This is a genomic window from Trinickia diaoshuihuensis, from assembly GCF_003390925.1.
Classification (GTDB): domain Bacteria; phylum Pseudomonadota; class Gammaproteobacteria; order Burkholderiales; family Burkholderiaceae; genus Trinickia; species Trinickia diaoshuihuensis.
In genome coordinates this window covers 297,502-320,439 of the sequence record NZ_QUBS01000087.1, presented here as the reverse complement: position 1 = coordinate 320,439, position 22,938 = coordinate 297,502, and the positions used below count along the sequence as shown (strand labels likewise).

General features: G+C 64.0%; 20 protein-coding genes. 10 read left to right on the top strand and 10 right to left on the bottom strand.

All coding sequences use genetic code 11. From position 1 onward, the window contains the following. Positions 1-16: 16 nt before the first annotated feature. Positions 17-220, bottom strand: coding sequence for a DUF1289 domain-containing protein (locus tag DXT59_RS26060; protein ID WP_116140646.1), 204 nt, complete (start codon positions 218-220; stop codon positions 17-19). A gap of 423 nt (positions 221-643) precedes the next feature. Here DXT59_RS26060 and DXT59_RS26055 point away from each other — a divergent pair, with 423 nt between their 5' ends. The 4 genes from DXT59_RS26055 to DXT59_RS26040 all read left to right on the top strand — a co-directional run bounded on the left by DXT59_RS26055 (position 644) and on the right by DXT59_RS26040 (position 4,726). Next, on the top strand, positions 644-1,741 hold the full coding sequence (locus tag DXT59_RS26055; RefSeq protein WP_116140644.1) for a polyamine ABC transporter substrate-binding protein: 1,098 nt from the start codon (positions 644-646) through the stop codon (positions 1,739-1,741). A 92-nt stretch (positions 1,742-1,833) separates the two neighbouring features. Next, positions 1,834-2,982: an ABC transporter ATP-binding protein gene (locus tag DXT59_RS26050; protein ID WP_116140642.1), complete on the top strand. Its 1,149-nt coding sequence runs from the start codon at positions 1,834-1,836 to the stop codon at positions 2,980-2,982. Continuing rightward, a complete protein-coding gene (locus DXT59_RS26045) occupies positions 2,979-3,908 on the top strand; it encodes an ABC transporter permease subunit (RefSeq protein WP_116140640.1) in 930 nt (309 codons plus the stop codon). The genes DXT59_RS26050 and DXT59_RS26045 overlap by 4 nt, the downstream gene beginning before the upstream one ends. Further along, complete coding sequence (locus tag DXT59_RS26040; RefSeq protein WP_116140782.1) at positions 3,908-4,726, top strand: ABC transporter permease subunit; 819 nt, start codon at positions 3,908-3,910, stop codon at positions 4,724-4,726. The genes DXT59_RS26045 and DXT59_RS26040 overlap by 1 nt, the downstream gene beginning before the upstream one ends. An 89-nt stretch (positions 4,727-4,815) precedes the next feature. Here DXT59_RS26040 and DXT59_RS26035 read toward each other — a convergent pair whose 3' ends face one another. The 3 genes from DXT59_RS26035 to DXT59_RS26025 are packed head-to-tail and all read right to left on the bottom strand — an operon-like array spanning position 4,816 to position 10,616. Beyond that, positions 4,816-6,282 carry an efflux transporter outer membrane subunit gene (locus DXT59_RS26035; RefSeq protein ID WP_116140638.1) on the bottom strand — a complete coding sequence of 489 codons (1,467 nt, stop codon included), beginning with the start codon at positions 6,280-6,282 and terminating at the stop codon, positions 4,816-4,818. 3 nt (positions 6,283-6,285) lie between these two features. Beyond that, positions 6,286-9,483, bottom strand: a complete 3,198-nt coding sequence (locus DXT59_RS26030) for an efflux RND transporter permease subunit (protein ID WP_116140635.1) — start codon at positions 9,481-9,483, stop codon at positions 6,286-6,288. After that, on the bottom strand, positions 9,480-10,616 hold the full coding sequence (locus DXT59_RS26025) for an efflux RND transporter periplasmic adaptor subunit (RefSeq protein WP_116140780.1): 1,137 nt from the start codon (positions 10,614-10,616) through the stop codon (positions 9,480-9,482). Before DXT59_RS26025 ends, DXT59_RS26030 begins: the two co-directional genes overlap by 4 nt. 234 nt (positions 10,617-10,850) lie before the next feature. On the opposite strand from DXT59_RS26025, the gene DXT59_RS26020 reads away from it, so the two are divergent. Then, positions 10,851-11,474, top strand: a complete 624-nt coding sequence (locus tag DXT59_RS26020; RefSeq protein WP_116140634.1) for a TetR/AcrR family transcriptional regulator — start codon at positions 10,851-10,853, stop codon at positions 11,472-11,474. A gap of 61 nt (positions 11,475-11,535) precedes the next feature. Here DXT59_RS26020 and DXT59_RS26015 read toward each other — a convergent pair whose 3' ends face one another. From DXT59_RS26015 to DXT59_RS25990, 6 genes are all read right to left on the bottom strand, one after another. Next, positions 11,536-11,760, bottom strand: coding sequence for a DUF2795 domain-containing protein (locus DXT59_RS26015; RefSeq protein ID WP_116140778.1), 225 nt, complete (start codon positions 11,758-11,760; stop codon positions 11,536-11,538). Positions 11,761-11,837: 77 nt separating this feature from the next. Beyond that, positions 11,838-12,101 carry a hypothetical protein gene (locus DXT59_RS26010; RefSeq protein WP_116140632.1) on the bottom strand — a complete coding sequence of 88 codons (264 nt, stop codon included), beginning with the start codon at positions 12,099-12,101 and terminating at the stop codon, positions 11,838-11,840. A 126-nt stretch (positions 12,102-12,227) separates the two neighbouring features. Next, positions 12,228-13,565: a C45 family autoproteolytic acyltransferase/hydrolase gene (locus tag DXT59_RS26005; protein WP_116140630.1), complete on the bottom strand. Its 1,338-nt coding sequence runs from the start codon at positions 13,563-13,565 to the stop codon at positions 12,228-12,230. A gap of 152 nt (positions 13,566-13,717) precedes the next feature. After that, on the bottom strand, positions 13,718-15,451 hold the full coding sequence (locus DXT59_RS26000; protein ID WP_116140628.1) for a ClcB-like voltage-gated chloride channel protein: 1,734 nt from the start codon (positions 15,449-15,451) through the stop codon (positions 13,718-13,720). Between the two features lie 116 nt (positions 15,452-15,567). Further along, positions 15,568-16,302: a glutathione S-transferase gene (locus tag DXT59_RS25995; protein ID WP_116140626.1), complete on the bottom strand. Its 735-nt coding sequence runs from the start codon at positions 16,300-16,302 to the stop codon at positions 15,568-15,570. A gap of 13 nt (positions 16,303-16,315) precedes the next feature. Continuing rightward, entirely contained in the window at positions 16,316-17,392 is a 1,077-nt protein-coding gene (locus DXT59_RS25990) for a YeiH family protein (protein ID WP_116140623.1), read from the bottom strand. 114 nt (positions 17,393-17,506) lie between these two features. Here DXT59_RS25990 and DXT59_RS25985 point away from each other — a divergent pair, with 114 nt between their 5' ends. The 5 genes from DXT59_RS25985 to DXT59_RS25965 all read left to right on the top strand — a co-directional run bounded on the left by DXT59_RS25985 (position 17,507) and on the right by DXT59_RS25965 (position 22,720). Continuing rightward, on the top strand, positions 17,507-18,415 hold the full coding sequence (locus tag DXT59_RS25985) for a LysR substrate-binding domain-containing protein (RefSeq protein ID WP_116140621.1): 909 nt from the start codon (positions 17,507-17,509) through the stop codon (positions 18,413-18,415). A gap of 117 nt (positions 18,416-18,532) precedes the next feature. Continuing rightward, the gene (locus tag DXT59_RS25980) at positions 18,533-19,336 is read left to right on the top strand and encodes a TIM barrel protein (protein ID WP_116140619.1); all 804 of its coding nucleotides are present in this window, start codon (positions 18,533-18,535) and stop codon (positions 19,334-19,336) included. A gap of 90 nt (positions 19,337-19,426) precedes the next feature. Beyond that, on the top strand, positions 19,427-20,386 hold the full coding sequence (locus DXT59_RS25975; RefSeq protein WP_116140617.1) for a sugar kinase: 960 nt from the start codon (positions 19,427-19,429) through the stop codon (positions 20,384-20,386). A gap of 52 nt (positions 20,387-20,438) precedes the next feature. Beyond that, positions 20,439-21,725, top strand: coding sequence for an MFS transporter (locus tag DXT59_RS25970; RefSeq protein ID WP_116140615.1), 1,287 nt, complete (start codon positions 20,439-20,441; stop codon positions 21,723-21,725). 5 nt (positions 21,726-21,730) lie between these two features. Further along, a complete protein-coding gene (locus tag DXT59_RS25965; protein WP_116140613.1) occupies positions 21,731-22,720 on the top strand; it encodes an NAD(P)-dependent oxidoreductase in 990 nt (329 codons plus the stop codon). The last annotated feature ends 218 nt before the right edge of the window (positions 22,721-22,938 follow it).

Sequence of the window (22,938 nt, the reverse complement as noted above, 5' to 3'; positions counted from 1 at the left end):
CATTTCGGGGACCGCTTCAGAGCTTGTCGTTGCGAAAGCGCATGGCTGTGCCCTCGCGCTCGATGCGCGCCCAGACGGCGCGTTTTTCCGTGTCGGACATGAAGACCCAATTCGAGACTTCCGCGGCGGTACGGCCGCAGCCTTTGCAGACTTCGTCGAAAAGCGTCGAGCAGACGCCGATACAGGGGCTATCGGGCAGGGCATGAAGGTTTGAAGCCATGAAACCATTTCTCATAAGCGGGGCGAACCCGGGACGAACCCGGTACGAACCGTATGGTAGCCGACGCCGCGTGCCCCTTGCCGAACCCCATACGGCCCACGGGGCCGGCGCGCGCCGCGTTCGCCGTCCGCCGCAGGCTAGCCGAAAGGCTAACCGAGGTTTTTTTCAAGTGGACAAGGGCCTATAACCCGATAAAATTGCGCCCGATTCCGCAGTAGGCAGAGCGCGCGGTCATCTCGTCCGGAGAAGGCGAGGGCAAGCGTTTGTGCCGTTTGCGCGACAGCGGGTCCGAACGGCTCGTATTTTTGTGCCGCGGGTCAATGTTTGATGGTAGCTTTCGGGTTTTTCAGAGGAGCCGCGGGCATTTCGTCGCGGCACGGGCGGGGTTGAGGCCGGGCGAACCGGTCCGCATCGGAGAACGGGATGAAAAAACAGGTGATGGGCGGGCTCGCCGCACTGGTTTTGTGCGCGGCGCCGTGGGTGGCGTCGGCCAAGGATACGCAGCTCAATGTCTACAACTGGTCGGATTACATTGCCAAGGACACCATCCCGAACTTCGAAAAGCAGTCGGGCATCAAGGTCCGCTACGACAATTACGATAGCGACGACACGCTGCAGGCGAAGCTGTTGACGGGCAATTCGGGCTACGACATCGTCGTGCCGACGAGCAATTACGCGGGCAAGCAAATTGCAGCCGGCATTTTCTCGCCGCTCGACAAATCGAAGATCCCCAACCTCAAGTATCTCGATGCGCAGCTCATGAGCCTCGTGGCCGGCGCCGATCCGGGCAATAAATACGTGGTGCCCTGGGCTTGGGGCACGACGGGCCTCGGCTATAACGTCACGAAGGCCCAACAAATCCTGGGCAAGAACGTGCCGCTCGATAATTGGGACATTCTGTTCAAGCCCGAGAACATCTCGAAGCTAAAGGCTTGCGGCGTGTCCGTGCTCGATGCGCCCGATCAGTTCTTCGCGGCCGCGCTGCACTATATCGGCAAGGATCCGATGAGCACGAATCCGGCCGATTACGAGGCCGCGATGGCGATGATGAAGAAAATCCGTCCGTTCATCACGCAATTCAATTCGTCGGGCTATATCAACGACATGGTCGGCGGCGATATCTGCTTCGCCTACGGCTGGTCGGGCGACGTCGTCATCGCCAAGCATCGCGCGCTCGAAGCCAAGAAGCCGTACAAGGTCGAGTATTACATTCCGAAGGGCGGCGCACCCGTTTGGTTCGACGTGATGGCGATCCCGAAGGATGCTTCGCACAAGGATGCGGCGCTGCAGTGGATCAACTACATCGAGACGCCGCAGGTCAACGCCGCGATCACCGATGCGGTCTACTACCCGACGGCCAACGCGGAAGCGAAGAAGTTCGTCAATCCGAGCATCGCCAATGATCCGGCCGTCTATCCGCCGGCCGACGTCGTCAAGACGCTGTTCCTGTTGAAGCCGCTGCCGCCTGAAATCCAGCGTCTGCAGACGCGGCTGTGGACCGCATTCAAGACGGGCCGATAATTTCGTCGCCGCGCACGGCACGCAGTCATGAAGCCCCCGGAGCCCATGCCGGGGGCTTTGTACGTCCAACGAGTGGAGTCAAGCAGCAAATTATGAGCGATCAGTCGAGCTCGCAGCCGGCCGCCGGCGCGCGCCCCTCAGGTTCAACATCGGCCGAGAACTTTGTGCAGATCGTCGACGTCGTCAAGAAGTTCGGCGAAACGGTCGCGGTCAAGAACGTCAATTTGTCGGTCGCGAAAGGAGAGCTGTTCGCGCTGCTCGGCAGCTCCGGTTGCGGCAAGTCCACGCTATTGCGGATGCTGGCCGGGCTCGAATCGGTCACCTCGGGCAAGATCCTGATCGACGGCGAAGACCTGGCGCTCATGCCGCCGTATCGCCGTCCCGTCAACATGATGTTCCAGTCGTATGCGCTCTTCCCGCATATGACGGTCGAATCGAATGTCGCGTTCGGGCTCAAACAGGAGGGCGTGCAAAAGGCCGAACTCAAGGAGCGCGTGCATGCTGCGCTCGAACTCGTGCAGATGGGGCGTTTCGCCAAGCGCAAGCCTCATCAGCTATCGGGCGGTCAGCAGCAGCGCGTGGCGCTTGCGCGCTCGCTCGTCAAACGGCCCAAGCTGCTGTTGCTCGACGAGCCGATGTCGGCGCTCGACAAGCAGATCCGGCAACGCACGCAGATCGAACTCGTCAATATTCTCGATCGTGTCGGCGTGACTTGCATCATGGTCACGCACGATCAGGAAGAGGCGATGACGATGGCCGGCCGCCTCGCCGTCATGAGCGAAGGCCAGATCGTGCAACTCGGCACGCCGCATGAGGTGTACGAGTATCCGAACTCGCGTTTCTCGGCGGAGTTCATCGGTTCGACGAACCTGTTCGACGGGCACGTCGTCGAGGACGAACCGGATCACGTATTCGTTGAGACGTCCGAATTGCCGTGCCGTCTCTACGTCAATCACGGCATCTCGGGGCCGCTCGGGATGCCCGTCACCATTTCGGTCCGTCCCGAGCGGATCGCGCTGACGCGCAAGCCGCCCGAGGGTGCCTACAATTGGGGCCGCGGCACGGTCGCGAACATCGCGTATATGGGCGGCTATTCGCTCTATCACGTGCAGCTCGATTCCGGCAAGACGGTGGTGGCGAATGTGTCGAGCCTCGCGCTGACGGAAATCGAATCGCCCACCTGGGGCGACGAAATCTACGTGCGCTGGAGCGCGTCGGCCGGGGTGGTGCTGACGGCATGAAAGCGAATTTGCTCTCGCTCGCAACCTGGCCCGCCCGGCGCATGAAGCTGACGGGCGGCACCGCCGTCGTCGCGGGGCCGTTCATCTGGCTGCTGATGTTCTTCTTCGTGCCGTTCTTGCTGGTCGTCAAGATCAGCTTCGCGGAGTTGCAACTCGGCATCCCGCCGTACACGGAACTGGTCGCCCTCAAGGACGGCGTCGTTCAGATCTCGCTGAACATCGCGCACTACGCGTTTCTGTTCACGGACAGCCTGTACTTCGCCACGTACGTCAATTCGGTGCTCGTCGCGGGCGTCACCACGCTGTTGTGCTTGCTGCTCGGCTATCCGATGGCGTATTACATCGCGCGTTCGAATCCCGGTTCGCGCAACATCTTGATGATGGCCGTGATGCTGCCGTTTTGGACGTCGTTCTTGATTCGCGTCTACGCGTGGATCGGTATTCTCAAGAACAACGGGCTGCTCAATAACTTCCTGCTGGCGATCGGGCTCATTCACGCGCCGATCGAGCTCTATCGAACCAATACGGCCGTCTATATCGGCATGGTCTACTCGTATCTGCCGTTTCTCGTCATGCCGCTTTACGCGCACCTCGTGAAAATGGATCTGACGCTGCTCGAGGCCGCTTACGATCTTGGCGCGAAGCCGTGGAAGGCATTCGTCCAGATCACCTTGCCGCTCTCTAAAAACGGCATCATTGCGGGGTGCCTGCTCGTGTTCATTCCGGCGGTGGGCGAGTACGTGATTCCCGAGCTGCTCGGCGGCGCGGACACGCTGATGATCGGCCGCGTCATGTGGAACGAGTTCTTCAACAATGCCGACTGGCCGATGGCGTCCGCCGTCACCTGCGCGATGGTGTTGCTGTTGCTCGTGCCGATGGCGATGTTCCAGCATTTTCAGGCGAAACAACTCGAAACGCGGCGATGATCAAACCGAACCGTACATTGCAAGTGACGGCGCTCGGCGTCGGTTTCGCGTTTCTCTATATTCCGATCCTGAGCCTAATCGTTTATTCGTTCAACGAGTCGCAACTCGTGACCGTGTGGACGCACTTTTCCACGCGCTGGTACGCCGCGCTCGCGCAAGACGACGAGTTGATTGCGGCCTTTTGGCTGTCGCTGCGGATCGCCTTGTTGACCGCTTTCGCGTCGGTGTTCATCGGCACGTGGGCCGGTTTCGTGCTCGCACGGATGGGCCGCTTTCGCGGCTTTACGCTCTTTAGCGGGATGATCAACGCGCCGCTCGTGATTCCGGAAGTGATCCAGGGCATCTCGCTGCTGCTGCTGTTCATCGAAATGGGCAAGTGGCTCGGATGGCCCGAGCGGCGCGGCTTCACGACGATTTGGATCGGCCACGTCATGCTGTGCATGTCCTATGTGGCGATCATCGTTCAGTCGCGCGTGCGCGAACTGAATCCGTCGCTGGAAGAGGCCGCGCTCGACCTCGGCGCAACGCCGTTCAAGGTCTTTTTCAGCATTACGTTGCCGTTGATTTCGCAGGCATTGATGGCGGGTTGGCTGCTCTCGTTCACGCTGTCGATCGACGACCTCGTGCTGTCGGCGTTCTTGTCCGGGCCGGGTTCGACGACGCTGCCGCTCGTCGTGTTCTCGCGCGTGCGGCTCGGGTTGAATCCGGAAATGAACGCGCTGGCGACGCTGTTTATCGGCGTGGTGACCGTCGGCGTCATCGGTATCAACTTCTTCATGCTGCGAGCCGAGAAGCGCAGGCTGGCCGGGCTGGCCTAAAAAGCATTACGTTCGGCTGCGGTGAACGGTTAGCCGCTAGCGCGGCGGCGTCGATCGGCGCCGCCGCGCATCTCACCGTCAGTCGCCGATCATTGCGTGGGCTGGGGCGTTCCCATCGCCTGGTACAGCAGGGCCGTATCGCCGAGCCGTCGTCCCCTCGAGCGAATCGCGGCCAACCGTTCGTTCCAGTATTGCTGCTCGCTCGCGCGCACGACCGTATTGGCCACGGCGCCTAGCGTGCCCCGCGCGGCCGTTTCGTCGAACGCCTGACGGGCCGAGGAGGCGGAGCGCTCGCTTGCCTGCGCGGCCTGAGCGTCGTATTCGAGCGCCGCCAACGTATCGGCGACGTTTTGGAACGCCGATAGCACCGCGGCCTTGTATTGATCGGCAGCCGCTTCGTAGAAATCGATTGCCGCGCGCCGCTGCGCGAACAACGCGCCACCATGAAAGAGCGGCTGCGTGAGCGAGGCGCCCGCACTCCAGATCGCGCCCGCTCCCGATAGCGCCGCAGGCCAATTGAAGCCGGCTTGCCCCATTGACGCGCTCAGCGACAAACTCGGGAACAGTTGCGCCGTGGCCACGCCCACTTCCGCGGCCGCGGCCCTCAGTGCCGCTTCCGCGGCCGCGATGTCGGGGCGCGTATGCAACAGCGACGACGGAACGACGACGGGCACATGCTCGGGCAGTGTCAAGCTCGCGAGCGTGGGGATCTCGGGAACGGCGTCGGGCGTGCGGCCGATCAGCACCGCCAACGCATGACGGGCAGCTTGGCGCTGCTGCAAGAGGGGCGGCAAGCTCGCTTCGATATCGGAGGCGCTTTGTTCCGACGCGAGCGCTTGCGCGTGCGACGCCGCACCGAGGGCATATCGGCGCGCGTCATCGCGCGCCGATTCGCGGGCCAGGACCATGAGTCGCTGTGTGGCGTCCACTTCGTCGTTCAATGCCGAGGCGTTGATCGCCGTGGTCACGATGTTCGCGGCCAAGGTGCGGCGCGCGGCGTCCAGCTCGAACGCCTGCACGTCGACGCGCGCGTTAAGCGCGGCGTTCGCATAGCGCACGGCGCCGAACAAGTCGAACGTATAGTGCGCCTCGAGTTGCCCGACGAACACGTTGTAAAGCACGGTCTGCGGGCCGGCCTCGGGGATGCCGAGGGCGCGGTTGCGTGTGGCCTGTCCGCCCGCGTCGATCGAAGGCAGCAAGGACGAGCCGATTTGCGCGCGCAATTGCTCGCGTGCTCCGGCGAGCGTCTTCGCGGTGGCCGTCAGAGTCGGGCTGTTTTTCAGGCCTTCCTCGACGAGCGCGTCGAGTTGGGGCGAACGATAGAGCTGCCACCAGTTCGGCACCGGCTGCGCGCCCACGTCGAAATGCTGCGCGACGCCACCCGCCGTTGCCGTTTGCTCGGGCAGCGCCGTTTGCCCGTAGTGGGCCGGCGAGGGCATGGCCGGCGGCTGGCCGTTCGGTCCCAGCGAACAAGCGGCCAGACCCAGTGCCGCGGTAAGCGAGGTAAGCGAGAGAACGAGCGTGCGGCGTTCAGAAGCGATACGAGAGCCGTTCATGATTCAATTCCCCGTATGCGCGGTTGCGTCCGGCGGCGGATCGCGTTCGTCGAGCCGCACTCTGAACGACGTCGCATAGAGTGCGGGCAAATAAAAGAGCGTGAGCACGGTCGCGCTCGTGATGCCGCCCATCAGCGCGGTCGCCATCGGCCCGAAGAAGTTCGAGCGCAGCAGCGGAATCAGCGCGAGCACGGCCGCGGCGGCGGTGAGGGTGATCGGCCGGAAGCGCCGTACCGTCGCGCCGACGATCGCGTCGAATCGTCGATGTCCGGCCGCGATGTCTTGCTCGATCTGATCGACGAGAATGACGGAGTTGCGCATGATGATGCCGAACATCGCGATCACGCCGAGCATCGCGACGAAGCCGAACGGCTTGCCGAACAGCAGCAGCGTCAGGACGACGCCGATGAGCCCGAGCGGCGCCGTGAGCACGACCATCAACACACGCGCGAAGCTTTGCAACTGAATCATCAGCAGCGTGAGCACGGCGATGGCCATGAGCGGCATCTGAGCGTTAATCGACGCCTGGCCTTTCCCGCTTTCCTCGACCGAGCCGCCCACCTCGATGCGATAGCCGAGCGGCAGCGCTGCGCGTACGGGTGCCAGCGCGCGGTCGAGATCGTGCGTGACGTCGATGCCTTGGGCGTTGCCGCGCACGTCCGCTTGCACCGTGATGGTCGGCTGGCGATCGCGTTCCCAGATCACGCCGTATTCCAGCGTGTTGCGCATATGTCCCAGCGAGCCCAACGGAACGGGGCCGTTCGGTGTGGGCATCGCCAAGCCGAGCAAGCGGGCGGGATCGACGCGCTCGCGCTGGGGCGCGCGCAGATCGACGCTGATGAGCTTGTCGCGTTCGCGGTACTGCGTGACGGTGTAACCGGAGAGCGTCATCGCGAGGAAGTTCGAGACGTCCTGGGAACTCACGCCGAGCTGGCGCGCCTTGTTTTGATCGACTTCGAACGTCATCGAGCGTTCGGCCGGCTCGTCCCAGTCGAACTGCACGCCGTGCGTGCGAGCGTCCGAGCGTATCGTTGCCGCGACCTTCTCCGAGATCGCGCGCACGGTGCCGATATCGTTGCCGCTTACGCGAAATTGCACGGGGTAACCGACCGGCGGGCCGTTCTCCAAACGCGATAGGCGCGTGCGGACGGCCGAGAAGTCGGTCTCTAGGCGCGTCTCGAGCCACTGCGCCAGTTTCTCGCGCGCCTCGACCGATTTCGCGGTGACGACGAATTGTGCGAAGTTCGGCTGCTGCAACTGCTGATCGAGCGGCAGGTAAAAGCGCGGGGCGCCCGTGCCGACGAAATCGACGAAGTGATCGATTTCGGGGCGGCCGTCGAGCGTTTGTTCGAGCCGCTTCGCTTGGCGTAGCGTCGCCTCGAACGAGGCGCCTTCGGGCAGTCTCAAATCGATGAGCAATTCCGGCCGGTCCGAACTCGGAAAGAACTGCTGCGGCACGAGCGAGAAGGCGGCCATGGCGGCGACGAACAGTGCCGCCGTGATCCCAAGAACGACGAAGCGCCGCTCCACGCACCAGGTGATCCAACCGGCGAGCCGATGATAAAAGCGCGTGTCGTAGATATCGTGCTCGTGGTCGTGCGGCTCGTGGTGCTCTCGCTTGCGTTCCGGTAGCAGGTGGTAACCGAGCAGCGGAATCAGCACGACGGCCGCGAACCAAGACGCGATCAGCGCGATGGCCGACACTTCGAAGATCGAGCGCGTATATTCGCCCGTGCTCGACTTGGCCAGGGCGATCGGCAAGAACCCCGATACGGTCACGAGCGTGCCGGTCAGCATCGGGAACGCCGTACTCGTATAGGCGAAGGCGGCGGCGCGCGTGCGCTTCCAGCCCTGCTCGAGCTTCACCGCCATCATCTCGACGGCAATGATCGCATCGTCGACGAGCAGCCCTAACGCCAGCACGAGCGTGCCCAACGACACCTTGTGCAAGCCGATGTCGAACAGATACATCACGAGCGCGGTCACCGCGAGCACGATCGGGATGGAGATGACGACGACCATCCCCGTGCGCACGCCGAGCGAAACGAGGCTGACGATCAGCACGATCGCAACGGCCTCGCCGACCGCTTCCAAAAAGTCGTCCACGGAATGCGAGACGGCGAGCGGCATGCTCGACACTTGTTCGAGCGTGAGCCCGGCGGGCAGATGCGCCCGCAATTGGACGGCCGTTGCATCGAGCGCTTTGCCGAGGCGAATCACGTCGCCGCCGGGCTGCATCGTGACGCCGATGCCGAGCACCGCGTGACCGCGGCTACGCATCTCGGTGACGCGCGGGTCGTCATAACCGCGCTTGATCGTCGCGATATCGCCGAGCCGTACGCTGCGATGCCCGATCGGGATCAGCGTGTCGGCCAGTGCGCGCGTATCGTTGAACTGCCCGCTCGGGCGGACGAACACGCGATCGTCGGAGGTCGTGACCGTGCCTGTGGAGGCAACGGCATTTTGCGACGCGATGGCTTGCGCCAATTGCTGCGGCGAGATGTTCAGGCGCGTCAGTTGGGCGTTCGTGATCTCGACGAAGATGTGCTGATCGGGATCGCCGAAATAATCGACCTTGGCCACGCCGGGCACGCGCAGCAGGACGGTGCGTAATTCGTCGGCGTAGTCGTGCAGTTGCGCGGGAGAGAATCCGTCGCCTTCGAGCGTGTAGACGTTCGTGTAGACGTCGCCGAATTCGTCGTTGAAGAACGGACCGACCGCGCCGGGCGGCAGCGTCTGCGCGATATCGCCGACCTTCTTGCGGACTTGATACCACGTTTGCGGCACGTCCTTGACGGGCGCCGAATCTTTCATCGTGAAGAAGATCATCGATTCGCCGGGCCGCGAATAGCTGCGCTGAAAATCGATGTAAGGCATCTCCTGCAACTTGCGTTCGATGCGGTCCGTCACTTGATCCTGCACCTGCCGTGCGCTCGCGCCTGGCCATAGCGTGCGGATCACCATGACGCGGAACGTGAACGGCGGATCCTCGGATTGGGCGAGGCGCGTATAGGCCAGGATGCCCGCGAGCGTCGCGAGCGTAATCAAGAAGACGACGAGGGCCTGGTGGCGCAGGGCCCAAGCGGACAGATTGAAGCGTCCCTCTTCGTGCGCGCTCACCGGGGCCGGTGCGGCGGCAGGGGCGTGCGCCCCTGAAGGTTCGGACGAGGCGGCCGGATCGCGGCGATCCTGGCCACTCATGATGCGAAGTCCTCGGGGTGTAGCGGAGGCACCACACGCACGCGTTCTCCGGCGCTGACGGTATGCACACCTTGGTAGACCACGCGATCGCCGTCTTGCAGACCTTGCGTCACCGAGAACGTACGTTCGTCGTAACGTCCGACCGTCACGCGGCGCAGTTCGAGCGTGTCGGTGCCCGCGCGCACGACCCAAACGGCCGGCGTGCCGCCGCTATGAAAGAGCGAGGTGACGGGCAGCGTGAACGGGTGCTGGGTCGTCTGTGGCCGGGCGCCGGCAAACGCGATTTGCGCGGTCATGCCGAGCCGTACTTGCGGATCGGGCGCGGCGAGCGTCAGCTTGACGCGATAGGTGCGGCTTTGCGGATCGGCCGCCGGCGCGATCTCGCGCACACGCGCCGTGAAATGCTTGCCCGGCAAGGCGGGCAGCACGATGTCGGCGGTGGCGCCTGCGCTAAGCGAGCCGAGCGCGCTTTCGGGCGCGTCGCAGACGACGTCCACCTCGCCCGTCCACGCCAGGGCATAGACGGCCTGACCGGCCGAGACGTTCTGTCCGGTATCGGCTTGCTCCGCGGTGATGACACCCGCGTGGTCGGCGATGAGCGCCGCGTAGGCCAGTTGATTGCGCGCCAACGCGACCTGGGCCTGCGCCGCATCGCGCTGCGCCGCCGCGGACGCATAGGCGTCTTGCGTTTGTTCGAGCTGGGCGGGCGCGATCAGTTTTTCGTCGGCCTGAGCGCTGTCGCGCTCGAGTTGCTGCTTCGCGTAGACGTAGCGGTGCTGGGCGCTATCGAGCTGCGCCTGCGCATTGGCGAGGCTCTTTTGCAAGTCGGTCGGGTCGAGCCGGGCCAGCACTTGGCCGGCCTTGACCGTGTCGCCAAGCCGCACCTCGCGCTCGATGATCTTGCCGCCCACCCGAAACGAAAGCGGGGTGTTGTAGCGCGCTTCGATATCGCCCGGCAGGCTTTCGGCCGGCGGCGCACCGTCGGGATGAACCGCCACGGCGACGATAGGGCGCGGCGCAGCCGTAGCTGGAGCACGCTCGTGACAGCCCGCAAGCGCGAAGGCCGCGCATGCCGCCGCCGCGGCCGCGTAGCGCCGCACGGCGCCATGAGAGCGGGGTAACTGGAAGCTTATGACCTGCACGCGCGCCTTACTCGGCACGTTTAGACCGGGACGAATCACGATGACCCCACGCAAAAGAGGTGTGCGAACCAAGCAAGCGCGTGAGGCTCGCGAGGCAAGGGCCGCGGGGCGCGCCAAGCGCTCGCCGCCGGACCCGGTTTCAAACTACAGGGGCGGATTCTAATACAGGTATGTATCTGGATGCAAAGTCGGATGAAAATGAACGACGGTGCTAAACTGCGCGTTATGAAACGCAAACGCTTGACCCGTGAAGAGAGTAAAGAGCAGACGCGCCTGCGGCTACTCGATGCTGCTCAGACTATTTTTATGAAGAAAGGGTTCGTTGCCGCGAGCGTCGAAGACGTCGCGGAAGCGGCCGGGTACACGCGCGGCGCGTTCTACTCGAACTTTCGAAGCAAGGCCGAGCTCCTCATGGAGCTGTTGCGTCGCGACCATGAACGGATGCAGATCGACCTGCATTCGATTTTGCAGGACGGCGGCACGCGCGAGGAGATGGAGGCGCGTGCGCTCGCGTTCTATAGCCAGTTTTTTCGCGAGAACGACTGCTGCTTCCCCTTGTGGGCCGAGGCGAAACTGCTGGCGTCACGCGATGCGAAGTTCCGAGCGCACTTCAATGCGTTTTTGCGCGAGAAGCATGCATTCATCGCCGACTATGCACGGATGTTCGCCGAGCGCGTCGGCACCGCCTTGCAGATGCCGGCGGAGGTGCTGGCGCTAGGTCTGATCGGTTTGTGCGAGGGCGTGCAGTCGTTCCGAATGTGCGACCCGCAGTACATCACGGACGATTTGACCGAAGCGGTATTGGCCGGCTTTTTTGCCAAAGCCGTATTCGGCACGGGCACGCGCTGAACGCGCGACGGCCGGCGCCTATGGCTGGGCGGCCGGTCGCCGTGCTCCGGCCGTGCTCCGTTTATAGCCCGAGCCCCGGACCGTAGTTGCTGCCGATCAGCCGCGTCACGTCGTCGACGCCCGCATAATCTTGCTCGGGCAATCCGTCCAGGATCGAGAGCAACTCGTTGCTCGCGCCGGCCTCGCGTGCCGCGTCGACGATACGGTCTTTATTGGCCGGATAGCGAACCGCGGCTAGGACATCGGCGATCTGCAGGTCGATCGTCTCCGCCGGGACGGCCGACATATCGGGTGTCACGGCACCATCGGCGCTCGCGGCCGCCGCGTCGTCCGCCCGTTGCGGGCGTTGCTTGCCGGGCGCGCTCACGTGCGCGCCTGCCGTTCGTGCGCGGCGAAGCGGCTCGCCAACTCGTGCTGCTTGGGCAGCGCAATGCGTCGCCAGTGGCCGCGCAGGGCACTTGGATCAGTGGTGACCTCGGGGGCCGGCGGCGCGACCGGCGCCGCGTTGGCACGTGCCGCGGCCAACGCGGCGTGCGCCGTGGCGCTGTCGAATTTGCCGGTATGTATCGGTGCCGCGAAGCACGAAGCCGAGAGTAGGGCCATAGTTGTCAGTGTCGAGACTTTCATCGCTCGACCTCCTTTCGATAGGGCATGCGTCGATGCGTCCGGACCGGCCGATCGGGTCCGACGTCTCTTGCCTTTCCGACCCACGTCTGAGCACGCCTCGTGCCTAAGCCGCAACCCATGGCGGCCTTAACGCAGCACCTCAAAGCGCGTCCAGGGCCACGAGGGCCGGTCGCGCATGTAACCGTTCAACCAATTCCATTGCGGATGTCGCTTCATGAACGCCTGAGCGTCGAACGGCTTGCCGCATGGGTGGCCCCACCGGGCCCAGAACGCCAGATCGCGCGCCATGTCGCTATCGACCACCTTGCCGTCGCACGCACCCCAAGGATTGAACGGGCCTTGGTCGGCCGCGCCGGGACGGGTGTCGTCCAACTCCAGATGCCCGCAAATGGTGCGCGAAGACGGTGCGTCGTCGCGCTTCAGATAGACGTCGTGATGGTCGGCGATCATCTGTTTCGCCAACTCGAGATCGATCTTGCCGTGATGCAGCTCGGCGAGTTGCGCGAATCGCAGCCGTCGCGCGGCGTTGCTGCGCGCGTCGCTGTCGCTCTCGCCCGGATCGATGCATTCCTGGTCGCGAATCTTCAGATCGGCGGCGGCGTTATAGCCGCTGTAGAAGCCGTCCTTGGTGCTCTCGAACCCGGAATAATGGAGGCCGAGTTCGTAACGCGCGATCTCGCCCGTCTTCGTATCGCCGAGGAGCCAGCTATTGGCGTAGCCGCCGTTATTCGACAACGCGAACATTTCGCACCAGTCTCCGATGCTGTTCGCGTATTGCGTGGCGCGGCGCGAGCGATAGAACTCGGGGGCGCCCGCGCTGTTGTAGCCCGCGAAGTTCGAGACCGTCGTCTCGGTGACCATGAGGCCGGCCGAGGTTAGCCAAAAATCGGTCAAGCTCGAAATACAGCCCGGTAGACCCTGCATCAGGATTCGATTGCCGGAATCGGGCACGATATCGAACACCACGTTGAATGCATCGCCGGCGGCGTAGCGGTCCCACGAGTTGTGCGCCATGACGATGTGGCCGTCGCGCGTTGCGCTGCCCGTCGCGATAAAGGCGCTGCAATGATGCCCGCGTCGGCTGATGGCGGGCTTAGCGCCGAGTTGGGATTGGCGCTGCGCGAGTTGCGCCGGCCACCAGCTTTGCAGCAAATCCATATAGCCGTTCCAAGCAAGCACTTCGTCGAAGCGCAGCTTGGCGCCGTCGGCTATGCCTTGGATCTCGTCGGCGAACTCCGTGTCGAGCTTCGACCCGAATTGCGACACGGCCGCCTTCGTGAAAGTCTCGAAATCCTCCCCGGTCTCCCAACTCGCCAGATACTTCGCGGTTCGGATCGCATTCTTGATTTCGGTGGCGAGCAACTGACCGTGCTGCTCGCCGCGATCGTACGGTTCGCCTTCGATATGCACGAAAATCCAACCCGCGTGATCACGACGCACGGCGTCGAGGGACGGTTCACTCATCTTCGCTCCTGATCGGCTAGCGATCGAAAGGGCTGCGCTGGACGCGCCGGGAGGCGGCGCGCGGCGGGCTCGGCGGCCTGCTTTTCATTGTAGAAAATATGCGGCGCTTTGCCATGGCGGCGAAAACCGGTCGCCCAGCCCCCACGCGCGCGTCAGATAGCGGGATTCATCCGACGGTAGGCATCGAGCAGCGTCGTCTTGTAGACGGCGCCGACCAGCGTGGGTGTGGCCGCGCAGGCGACGACAGGCAAACGCTCGCCCTGAAAGGCGAGGAAATGCTGCAACGCGATGCCGATCGGCATATCGGGCGTCAGCACCGCGAACTCGGGCTGGAGGTAATCGGCCGCGGTGCGCGACGCGGTGTCGCGTTTTTCAAGCAGGTCGGACGTGATGTCCTTGAGTGCGACCACGCCGCGAAAGAGTCCGGCCTCGTCGATCACGTACAAATACTTGACGGGATATTCGAGGAAGACGCGCGCCATCTCCTGCACCGACGCATCGAGGCGAACGACGGTATCCGCGCTCTTGACGAGTTCGCGCACTTGGCTGCCGCGCAACCTTGTGCGTTCCTGCTCCTCCGCGTGGCGGCGCAGCGTCACCTCGTACATCGACGTTTTATTGATCGCGCGCGCGACGAAATAGGCGACGACGCACGAAAGCATCAGCGGCAGGACCACCTGGTAGCTGAGCGTCATCTCGAAGATCATGAGGATCGCCATCAGCGGGGCTTGCGTAGCGCCCGCGAGAAACGCACCCATGCCGACCATCGCATAGGCGAACGCACCGGAGGTGCCGTGCGGCCACCAGCCGTGAACGGCGAGGCCGAAGAGCGAGCCGAGCGTCGCGCCGACGAACAGCGTGGGGGTAAACACCCCGCCGACGGCGCCGGAGCCGACGGTCGCCGCGGTCGCGACGATCTTGCAGCCCAATACCACGAGCAGCGCGCTCCACGTCCAGGGCGAATGCAGAATCGAGTTGACGACGCTATAGCCGTTGCCCCAGACCTCGGGCACCCAGACGGAAACGATGCCGACGACGACGCCCCCGAGCGCAAGGCGCAAAGGCAGCGGCACGGGCAAACGCCGGAAGTACGCGCGGGACAACTCGATGAGATGCAAAAATTGCGGGGCCACGGCGCCGCATAGCAGGCCGAGCGCAACGAAAAGCAGTACTTCGGGACCCGCGATGGCCGGGAACACGGGCATCTCGTACGGCGGCTTATAGCCGGAGAACTCGCGCATGACGATGTTGGCGACCACAGACGAAACGAGCATCGGTCCGAAGTTTTCCATCGCGATCGATCCGAACACGATCTCGGTGACGAAAAACGCGCCGGCAATCGGCGCGCTGTAGGCCGACGTGATGCCCGCGGCCGCGCCGCAGGCGACGAGCAGGCGCAAACGAGGCGGGTCGAAGTGGACCCAGCGTCCAACGATAGAGCCGGCTAGCGCGGCCAATTGCACCATCGGACCTTCACGGCCGATCGAGCCGCCGAAACCGATCGTGAAAAGCGACGAGACGCTGCGCCAGATGCTGTGCCAAACGGGCACGACGCCATCGCCGATCGTAATGGCCTCCATGTAATCCGAATGGGCTTGCGGTACCGCGCTGCGGCGCGCGACGATCAGGAAGAACCCCGCTACGAGCCCGCCGGCGGCCGGCAGCCACCACCGGATCGACGAAGGCAGCGCGTGCGCCATGGCGACGAAGCTGCCGCTGCGTCCGGATAGCGCCCATTGAAATACGTCGATGGCATGCCGAAACGCGACCGTCGCGAACGCGCCGAGTACGCCGACGACGACGGCCCAAACGAGCATCGTATGGGCCTCGGACAAACGAAACAGGGATTGCGCGCGGGCGCGCAGTCGAAGCAGGAATGAAAGCACGGAGAAAGCGTCGGCTCGGGGTTCGAGGAAATCAGCGCGAGCGCAAGCATAGCATCGGCGGGGCTCGCCCCCGTCCGATCCCCATTCGTCGGCGCGGCAGGCGTTTCACGCATCGTTCAATGCGCCGCGCCATCCAATTCCGGGTAATGCCGGAAGATGCCCGTTTCATTGAACGGCAAGCGTCGCTCCGAGGCCAGATACGCTGCGATATTCGGGCGCGCGGCGACAGCCGCGTGCAACGCGGCGAGACGCGGATAATGCGTCGCGAAGCGGGCGGTGGCGCGTGGAAAGGCGTAATGCAGGCCCTCGATCAACTGAAACATCGATAGGTCGACGTAGGTCAATCGGTCGCCGACCAGATGGTGCGGCCCGTCCGGATTTTGAGCGAGGACGCGCTCGAAGTAGTGCATGAACTTGGGCAGCCGATGCGCGAGGAAGTCGGCTGCGCGCGCTTTGGCGGCTGCCTTTTGGTCCTCGTAATACTGCCCGCTGGCGATCGGATGATGGGTGTCGTGAACTTCGGTCACCATGTCGGCGATCGTCAATTGCAGGCCATGCACGACGTAGCGCAGGTCCGTCTCGGGCGCGAGGCCGAGCTTGGGGCCCAGGTAGAGCAGGATATTGGCCGTCTGCGACACGATCAGATCGCCGTCCCTCAGGAATGGCGGCGCGAACGGAATGAACGGTTCCGTCTTGCTGCCGAGCAGCGCCATCATCGCCGCGTCGCCTTGGCCTTGCTCCTCGCTGCCGCGCACGATATCGACGTAAGGCGCGCGGGCTTCTTCCAATGCGAGCCGCACGAATTCGCCGCGGCCTTGCAATCCGTTCCAATAATAGAGTTCGTATGGCATTTGCCTCTCCCAGTCAGGCGAATACGCGCTGAACGCCCCAAGTAATAGCCAAGCCGCCGGCGATCAGCCAAACATAGAGAATGAACCCCGTTGCCAGCGCACGCGGTCCGGCCTTGCGTACCTGCGACACGTGCGTCTCGATGCCGAGCGCCGTCATCGCCATGGTGAGCGCGAACGTATCGAGCGCATTGACCGTTTGCGTAGCCGGTGCCGGAAGCACATGCAACGAATTGACGATCACGCAGGCGAGAAACCCGAGCGCGAACCACGGTACCGCGACCTTGCGAGGAGCGTTCGCACGGCCCGGCGCGGCGCAGGCATCGGACCGGGGCGAGCGCGCGAGCCAAACACCGAGCAAGAGCAATACCGGCACGAGCAGCATCACGCGCGTCATTTTCACGATCGTGGCGATATGTGTGGCTTCGGGGCTGACGTTACTGGCCGCGCCGACGACTTGCGCGACTTCGTGAATCGTACCGCCGAAGAACAGACCGACGCCGAGCGTGTCGAGATGGAGCCAGCCGGCGCGATACATCAACGGATACAGGAACATCGACAAGGTACCGAACAGCACGACGCTGCCGACGGCCACGGCGCTCTTTTCGGGTTTGGACTGCAGCGTCGATTCGAAGGCGAGCACTGCAGCCGCGCCGCAGATCGCGCTGCCGGCCGCGTTCAGAATCGCCGTATCGCGATCGAGCTTCATCAGCTTCATGCCGAGCCAGGTGCCGAATAGCAGCGTGCTGACGACGATCAGCACGGACTCGGTCAACCCGGGCAGGCCGACTTGCGCGATCTCTTGCAGACTGACGCGCAGCCCAAAGAACGCCACGGCGATACGCAGCAGCTTGCGCGCCGAGAAGTTGACGCCGGCCGCCCAGTGCGCGGGCATCCCCGCGCGCAGCGTATTGCCGTAGATCGCGCCGCCGACGATACCGACGATGAGCGGACTCACGCCCAAGCCCGCGATGACGGGCAGCGCCGCCAAGCGAATCACGGCCGCCGCGAATAACGCGACGAACAAAATGCCGTTGAGCTGACCGTACGACGGAACGGGCGAGGAATGGGGCAGAGCGGGCGAGTGGGACATGGGAGCGCCTCTTCATGGGCTGGGTTTTGACGATCCAATCCTATTCTGCTTATAAGCTTATGAAAAATCGTCATTTGTGAGGTAAAATATCGGACTAGCCGATATTTCTCTTTCATGACCCCCGAACAACTGATAACTTTCGCGGCCGTCGCCGAGCGCTTGAACATCAGTCGAGCGGCCGAGGCTCTGCATTTGTCGCAACCGGCCGTCTCGGGGCAATTGCGCCAATTGCAGGAAGAGTTCGGCGAGCCGCTCTACCGGCGCGAGGGGCGGGGTGTTCGGCTGACGCCGAGCGGCGCGCAACTGGCCGAGTACGCCCTCAAGGTGCGCGATTCGTTCCGTCAGGCGCAGGCCTATCGCGACGCATTGCGCGGCGTGGCGCGCGGCACCTTGCGCATTGGGGCGAGTACGACGATCGCGAGCTATTTGCTGCCCTATCTGATTGCCGACTTTCAGCGCCGGTATCCCGATGTCGAAATCCAAACCGTCGGCGGCAATACGGGCGATATCGTTGCCGCGCTCGGCGCGCTCGACATCGCCATGATCGAGGGCCCGGTCGGCTCTCATCTACCGGAAGGCACGGGCGTCAGGATGTGGCGCGAGGACACGGTCGTGGCGATCGTGCCGCACGCTCATGCGCTGGCGCAACGTGCTGTCGAATACGGCGTAAGTCCCGCGTTGGCGGATGTCGCAAACTACCCGCTCGTCATGCGCGAAGAGGGCTCGGGCGTGCGGCAAGTCGTCGAGCACTCGTTCGAAGCGGCTGGCGTCGCCATGCAAGTCGCGCTGAACGTCGCGGGTGTCGAGGGAGTGAAGGAAGCCGTGCGCGCCGGGATGGGCGTGGGATTCGTTTCCGCGATGTCCATGCGTCACGAGGACGGCGCGCTCGTGCAGTTGTCCATCGAACCTCATCCGCTCACGCGCAACTTTTCTATCCTGATTCCGCATGAAGCGGCGCCCTCGCGCGTGGCGGCCGGCTTCTTGGCGCTGTGCTTGGGATCCCAAATCGTCTCGTCGGAATGACGCGGCCCGGTGCGCGTAGGGATTACCACGATGGCGCGCCAACGGATCGGAAGGGCAATATTAAAACGGTCGAGCCGCTGCTCGATTTTTTTCCCGAAAAACTGGAACCGGTTCCATATGATCTCGAAAGCACCAGCGACGCATTGCGGGCCCGATGCCGTTCAGATCGCCGTCGTCGCGAGCGCCTTCGGTCCGCAGGCAGTGCGACGCACGGGGCACGAGGCATGGGTCGATACCGTCGAGCTTGCCGGCGCGAGCGGATACGAAGTACGGCGCGAGCTGTTCGCCCATGAAGCCGAGGCGTCGTTCGAGGCGCTCAGTGCGCTCGGGGCCGCGATTGCCGAGCGCGGTTTGTGGTCCGTGTATTCGACGCCGGCCACGCTCTATCGCGACGACGGTGCATTGGACGCCCCGGCGCTGGCCTCCGCGTACGCGGAGGCGGACGCCCTCGGTGCGCGCTGGGTGAAGTTGCAGTTGGGTGGATTTTCGGGTGAGGCGGACGGCGCGAGAATTGCCCGCCTAGCTGCAGGGCGCCGCGCGCGACTCGTCGTCGAGAACGGCCAGAACGCGCGCGACGGAGAGATCGCACGGTTCGTCGCGCTATTCGCGGCGTTGGAGCGCGAGGGCGCCGCAGGCGTGCTCGGCATGACGTTCGATATCGGCAATTGGGATTGGGCCGGCCAAGCGCCGCTCGATGCAGCCCGCGCCCTGGCGCCGTACGTCGAGTATGTTCATTGCAAGTCGTCCGAAGGAGAGGGCGCGAGGCGTTTTCCGGTGGCGCTCCAGTCCGACGATCCGGCCATCCGAGCCATTTTCGATACCCTCCCACGCAGCGCGCCCCGAGCGATCGAATTTCCGCTCGACGAGCGCGCGCCACGAGACGACGCAACCCGGCACATCGCCTGGCTCGCGGCGGCATGAACCCGGATGCGCTGCGCTGTTACGAAGTGACGAAAGATGGTGAGCCCCGAGCCTGCTCTCGAGATGATTAGGATAAACAAGGAGCCAGATATGTCTTGCGCGATCGACGTGTTGACCTACGGTGAGGCGATGGCGCTTTTCGTGGCGGACGATGCGGGCCCGCTGGCCTCCGTCGGCCATTTCACGAAGCGTATCGCCGGTGCCGACTTGAACGTCGCGATCGGTCTATCGCGGCTCGGTTTCCGGGTGGGATACATCAGCCGCGTCGGCGCCGACTCGTTCGGCCGTTATGTGCTGGATACGCTCGCGGGCGAAGGCATCGATGCCAGTCATGTCAGCATCGACCCGCGCTACCCGACCGGTTTCCAGTTGAAGTCGAAGGAGATCGACGGCCGCGATCCGAGCGTGGAGTATTTCCGCAAAGGCTCGGCCGCAAGCCACCTCTCGGTCGACGATTTCGACGCCGAGTACGCCGGGACCGCTCGCCATCTGCACTTGACTGGCGTGGGCCCGGCTATTTCCGCGTCGTCGCGCGACCTGGCCTTTCGGCTCGCGCAATCGATGCGCGCCGCGGGCAAGACGATTTCATTCGATCCTAATTTGCGTCCGACATTGTGGCCCTCGCGCGAAGTCATGGTCGCCTCGTTGAACGCGCTTGCCGAAGTGTCGGACTGGGTGCTGCCCGGCGTGGGCGAAGGCTTGGTGCTGACCGGATACGAGGCGCCAGAAGACATCGCTCAGTTTTATCTCGATCGCGGCGCACGCGGCGTCGTCGTCAAGCTCGGCGCGCAGGGCGCATACTTTCGCACGGCCGATGCGTCGGGCTATGTGGCCGCACAACCGGTGGCACGCGTGGTCGATACGGTCGGCGCGGGCGACGGGTTTGCCGTCGGAGTCGTCAGTGCGCTGCTCGAGGGGCGCGACTTGCCGAGCGCCGTCGCGCGCGGCAACCGGATCGGCGCGTTGGCCATCCAAGTGATCGGCGACTCGGAAGGGTTGCCCACGCGCGTCGAACTAGACCGGTTGGAGACAGCGAGCATACCGGTCTAATCCGAACCCCTCGCCGGTGCTCATTTCAAACGCAGCATAGGAGGAGACAACCATGCCCGCAACGATTGCACCTCGCCGGTGGTGGATGATCATGCCGATCGTTTTCATCACCTACAGCCTCGCCTACCTCGACCGCGCGAACTTCGGATTCGCTTCCGCCGCGGGCATCAACAAGGATTTAGGCATCAGCCCCGCGCTGTCTTCGCTGATCGGCGCGCTGTTTTTTCTCGGCTATTTTTTCTTCCAGATTCCCGGAGCGATTTACGCCGAGCGGCGCAGCGTGCGGCGACTCGTATTCGTGAGCTTGGTGCTTTGGGGCGGATGCGCCGCGCTGACCGGCATCGTGAGCAACATCGCCTCGCTGATCGCGGTGCGATTCATGCTCGGCGTGGTCGAAGCCGCCGTTATGCCCGCGATGCTCATCTTCATCAGCAACTGGTTCACGAAAGCGGAACGCTCGCGTGCCAATACGTTCTTCATCCTCGGCAACCCCGTCACCGTGCTCTGGATGTCGGTCGTTTCGGGCTACCTCGTTCATGCGTTCGGATGGCGCGAGATGTTCGTCGTCGAAGGGGCGCCGGCCATCGTCTGGGCGTTCTGCTGGTGGTTCGCTGTGCGCGATAAGCCGAGCGAGGTCGGCTGGCTCGCGCCGCAAGAAAAGCGCGCGCTAGAACAAACGCTGGCCGCCGAACAAGCGGCGATCAAGCCCGTGCGCAACTATGCCGAGGCATTTCGCTCGCCCGCCGTCGTGAAGCTGTGCGCGCAGTACTTTTGCTGGAGCATCGGCGTCTACGGCTTCGTCTTATGGCTGCCGTCGATTTTGAAGAGCGGTTCCGCGCTGGGCATGGTCGCCACAGGCTGGCTTTCGGCGCTGCCCTATTTGATGGCCACGATCGCGATGCTCGCGGTGTCATGGGCGTCCGATAAGCTCAACGTCCGCAAGGCGTTCGTCTGGCCGTTCTTGCTCGTGGGCGCCGCCGCATTCGCGCTCTCGTACATGCTGGGCTCGACCCATTTTTGGTGGTCCTACGCGCTGCTCGTCGTGGCCGGCGCCGCGATGTACGCGCCGTACGGACCGTTCTTCGCCATCATTCCCGAACTGTTGCCGAAGAACGTGGCGGGCGGGGCGATGGCGCTCATCAACAGCATGGGCGCGCTCGGTTCGTTCGTCGGTTCGTATGTCGTCGGCTATTTGAACGGCTCGACGGGCTCGCCGGCGGCGTCGTACGCATTCATGAGCGCGGCGCTGGTCGCGGCCGTCCTGCTCACGCTGGCCGTTAAAGCGCAGCCCTCGGGCGATACGATGCTCGCGGCGCGCGCCGCTGCCCACGGGAAATAAATCGAATGACACCGAAGATCGTCGTCTACAAGGCATTGCCGCAAGACGTGCTCGATAATCTGCGCCGCCACGCGCAAGTCGTCGAATTGGAGGGCCCGCCGGGCCATGACCGCCGGGCGCTTGCCGAGGCGCTCGGCGCCGCGCTGGCCGATGCCGACGGGGCGATCGGCGCAAGCATCAAGGTGACGCCCGAAATGGTTGCGCGCGCGCCCCGGCTCAAAGCGATCTCGACGATCTCGGTGGGCGTCGACAATTTCGATCTCGCGGATCTCACACGGCGCGGCATCGTGCTCGCCCATACGCCCGACGTGCTCACCGAATCGACGGCCGATACCGTATTCGCCTTGGTGCTGTCCACCGCGCGGCGCGTGGTCGAGCTCGCCGAGTGGGTGAAAGCCGGCCAATGGCGAGGCAGCATCGGCCCCGAGCAGTATGGCGTGGATGTGAACGGCAAAACGATCGGGATCGTCGGCTTAGGCCGCATCGGCGGCGCGCTTGCGCGGCGAGCGGCGCTCGGCTTCAACATGCGCGTGCTGTATACGAATCGGCATCCGAACGAGGGCGCCGAGCGGGCATACGGCGCCAAGCGCGTCGAGCTGAGCGAGTTGCTTTCGCAATCGGATTTCGTCTGCCTGCAGGTACCGTTGACGCCGCAGACGCGCCACCTGATCGGCGCTGCCGAGTTACGCGCCATGAAACGCGGCGCGATTCTCATCAATGCGTCGCGTGGCCCGATCGTCGACGAAGGGGCCTTGATCGCCGCGCTGTCGGCCGGCACGATCGCGGGTGCCGGGCTCGATGTGTTCGAACACGAACCGGTCTCGGCCGATTCGCCGCTGCTTGCCATGCGCAACGTCGTGGCGTTGCCGCATATCGGGTCGGCCACGCACGAGACGCGCCACGCGATGGCGCGCTGCGCCGCGGACAATCTGATCGAGGCCCTCGCCGGGCGCCTCACGCGCAATGTAGCGAATCCGGAAGTGCTGGCACGCTGAACTGCGTGTGCCTACTAGAATCCGTCGTAGGTGCGCGCCGTGTCCTTGCACGGGTGGTGCGGCGTGAAGGCCTGCGCTATGATGCCGCCACCGAACGAATTGCAAAGCGCGCCCCGGCGCGCTTTTCTCTATCCGCCGTGCCGCGGCGAGGTTGCCCGGCATGGGTCTTTGACGAGGAGGTTTCCCTTGGTTTCCGTCTCTTTCGACACGCGCGTGGC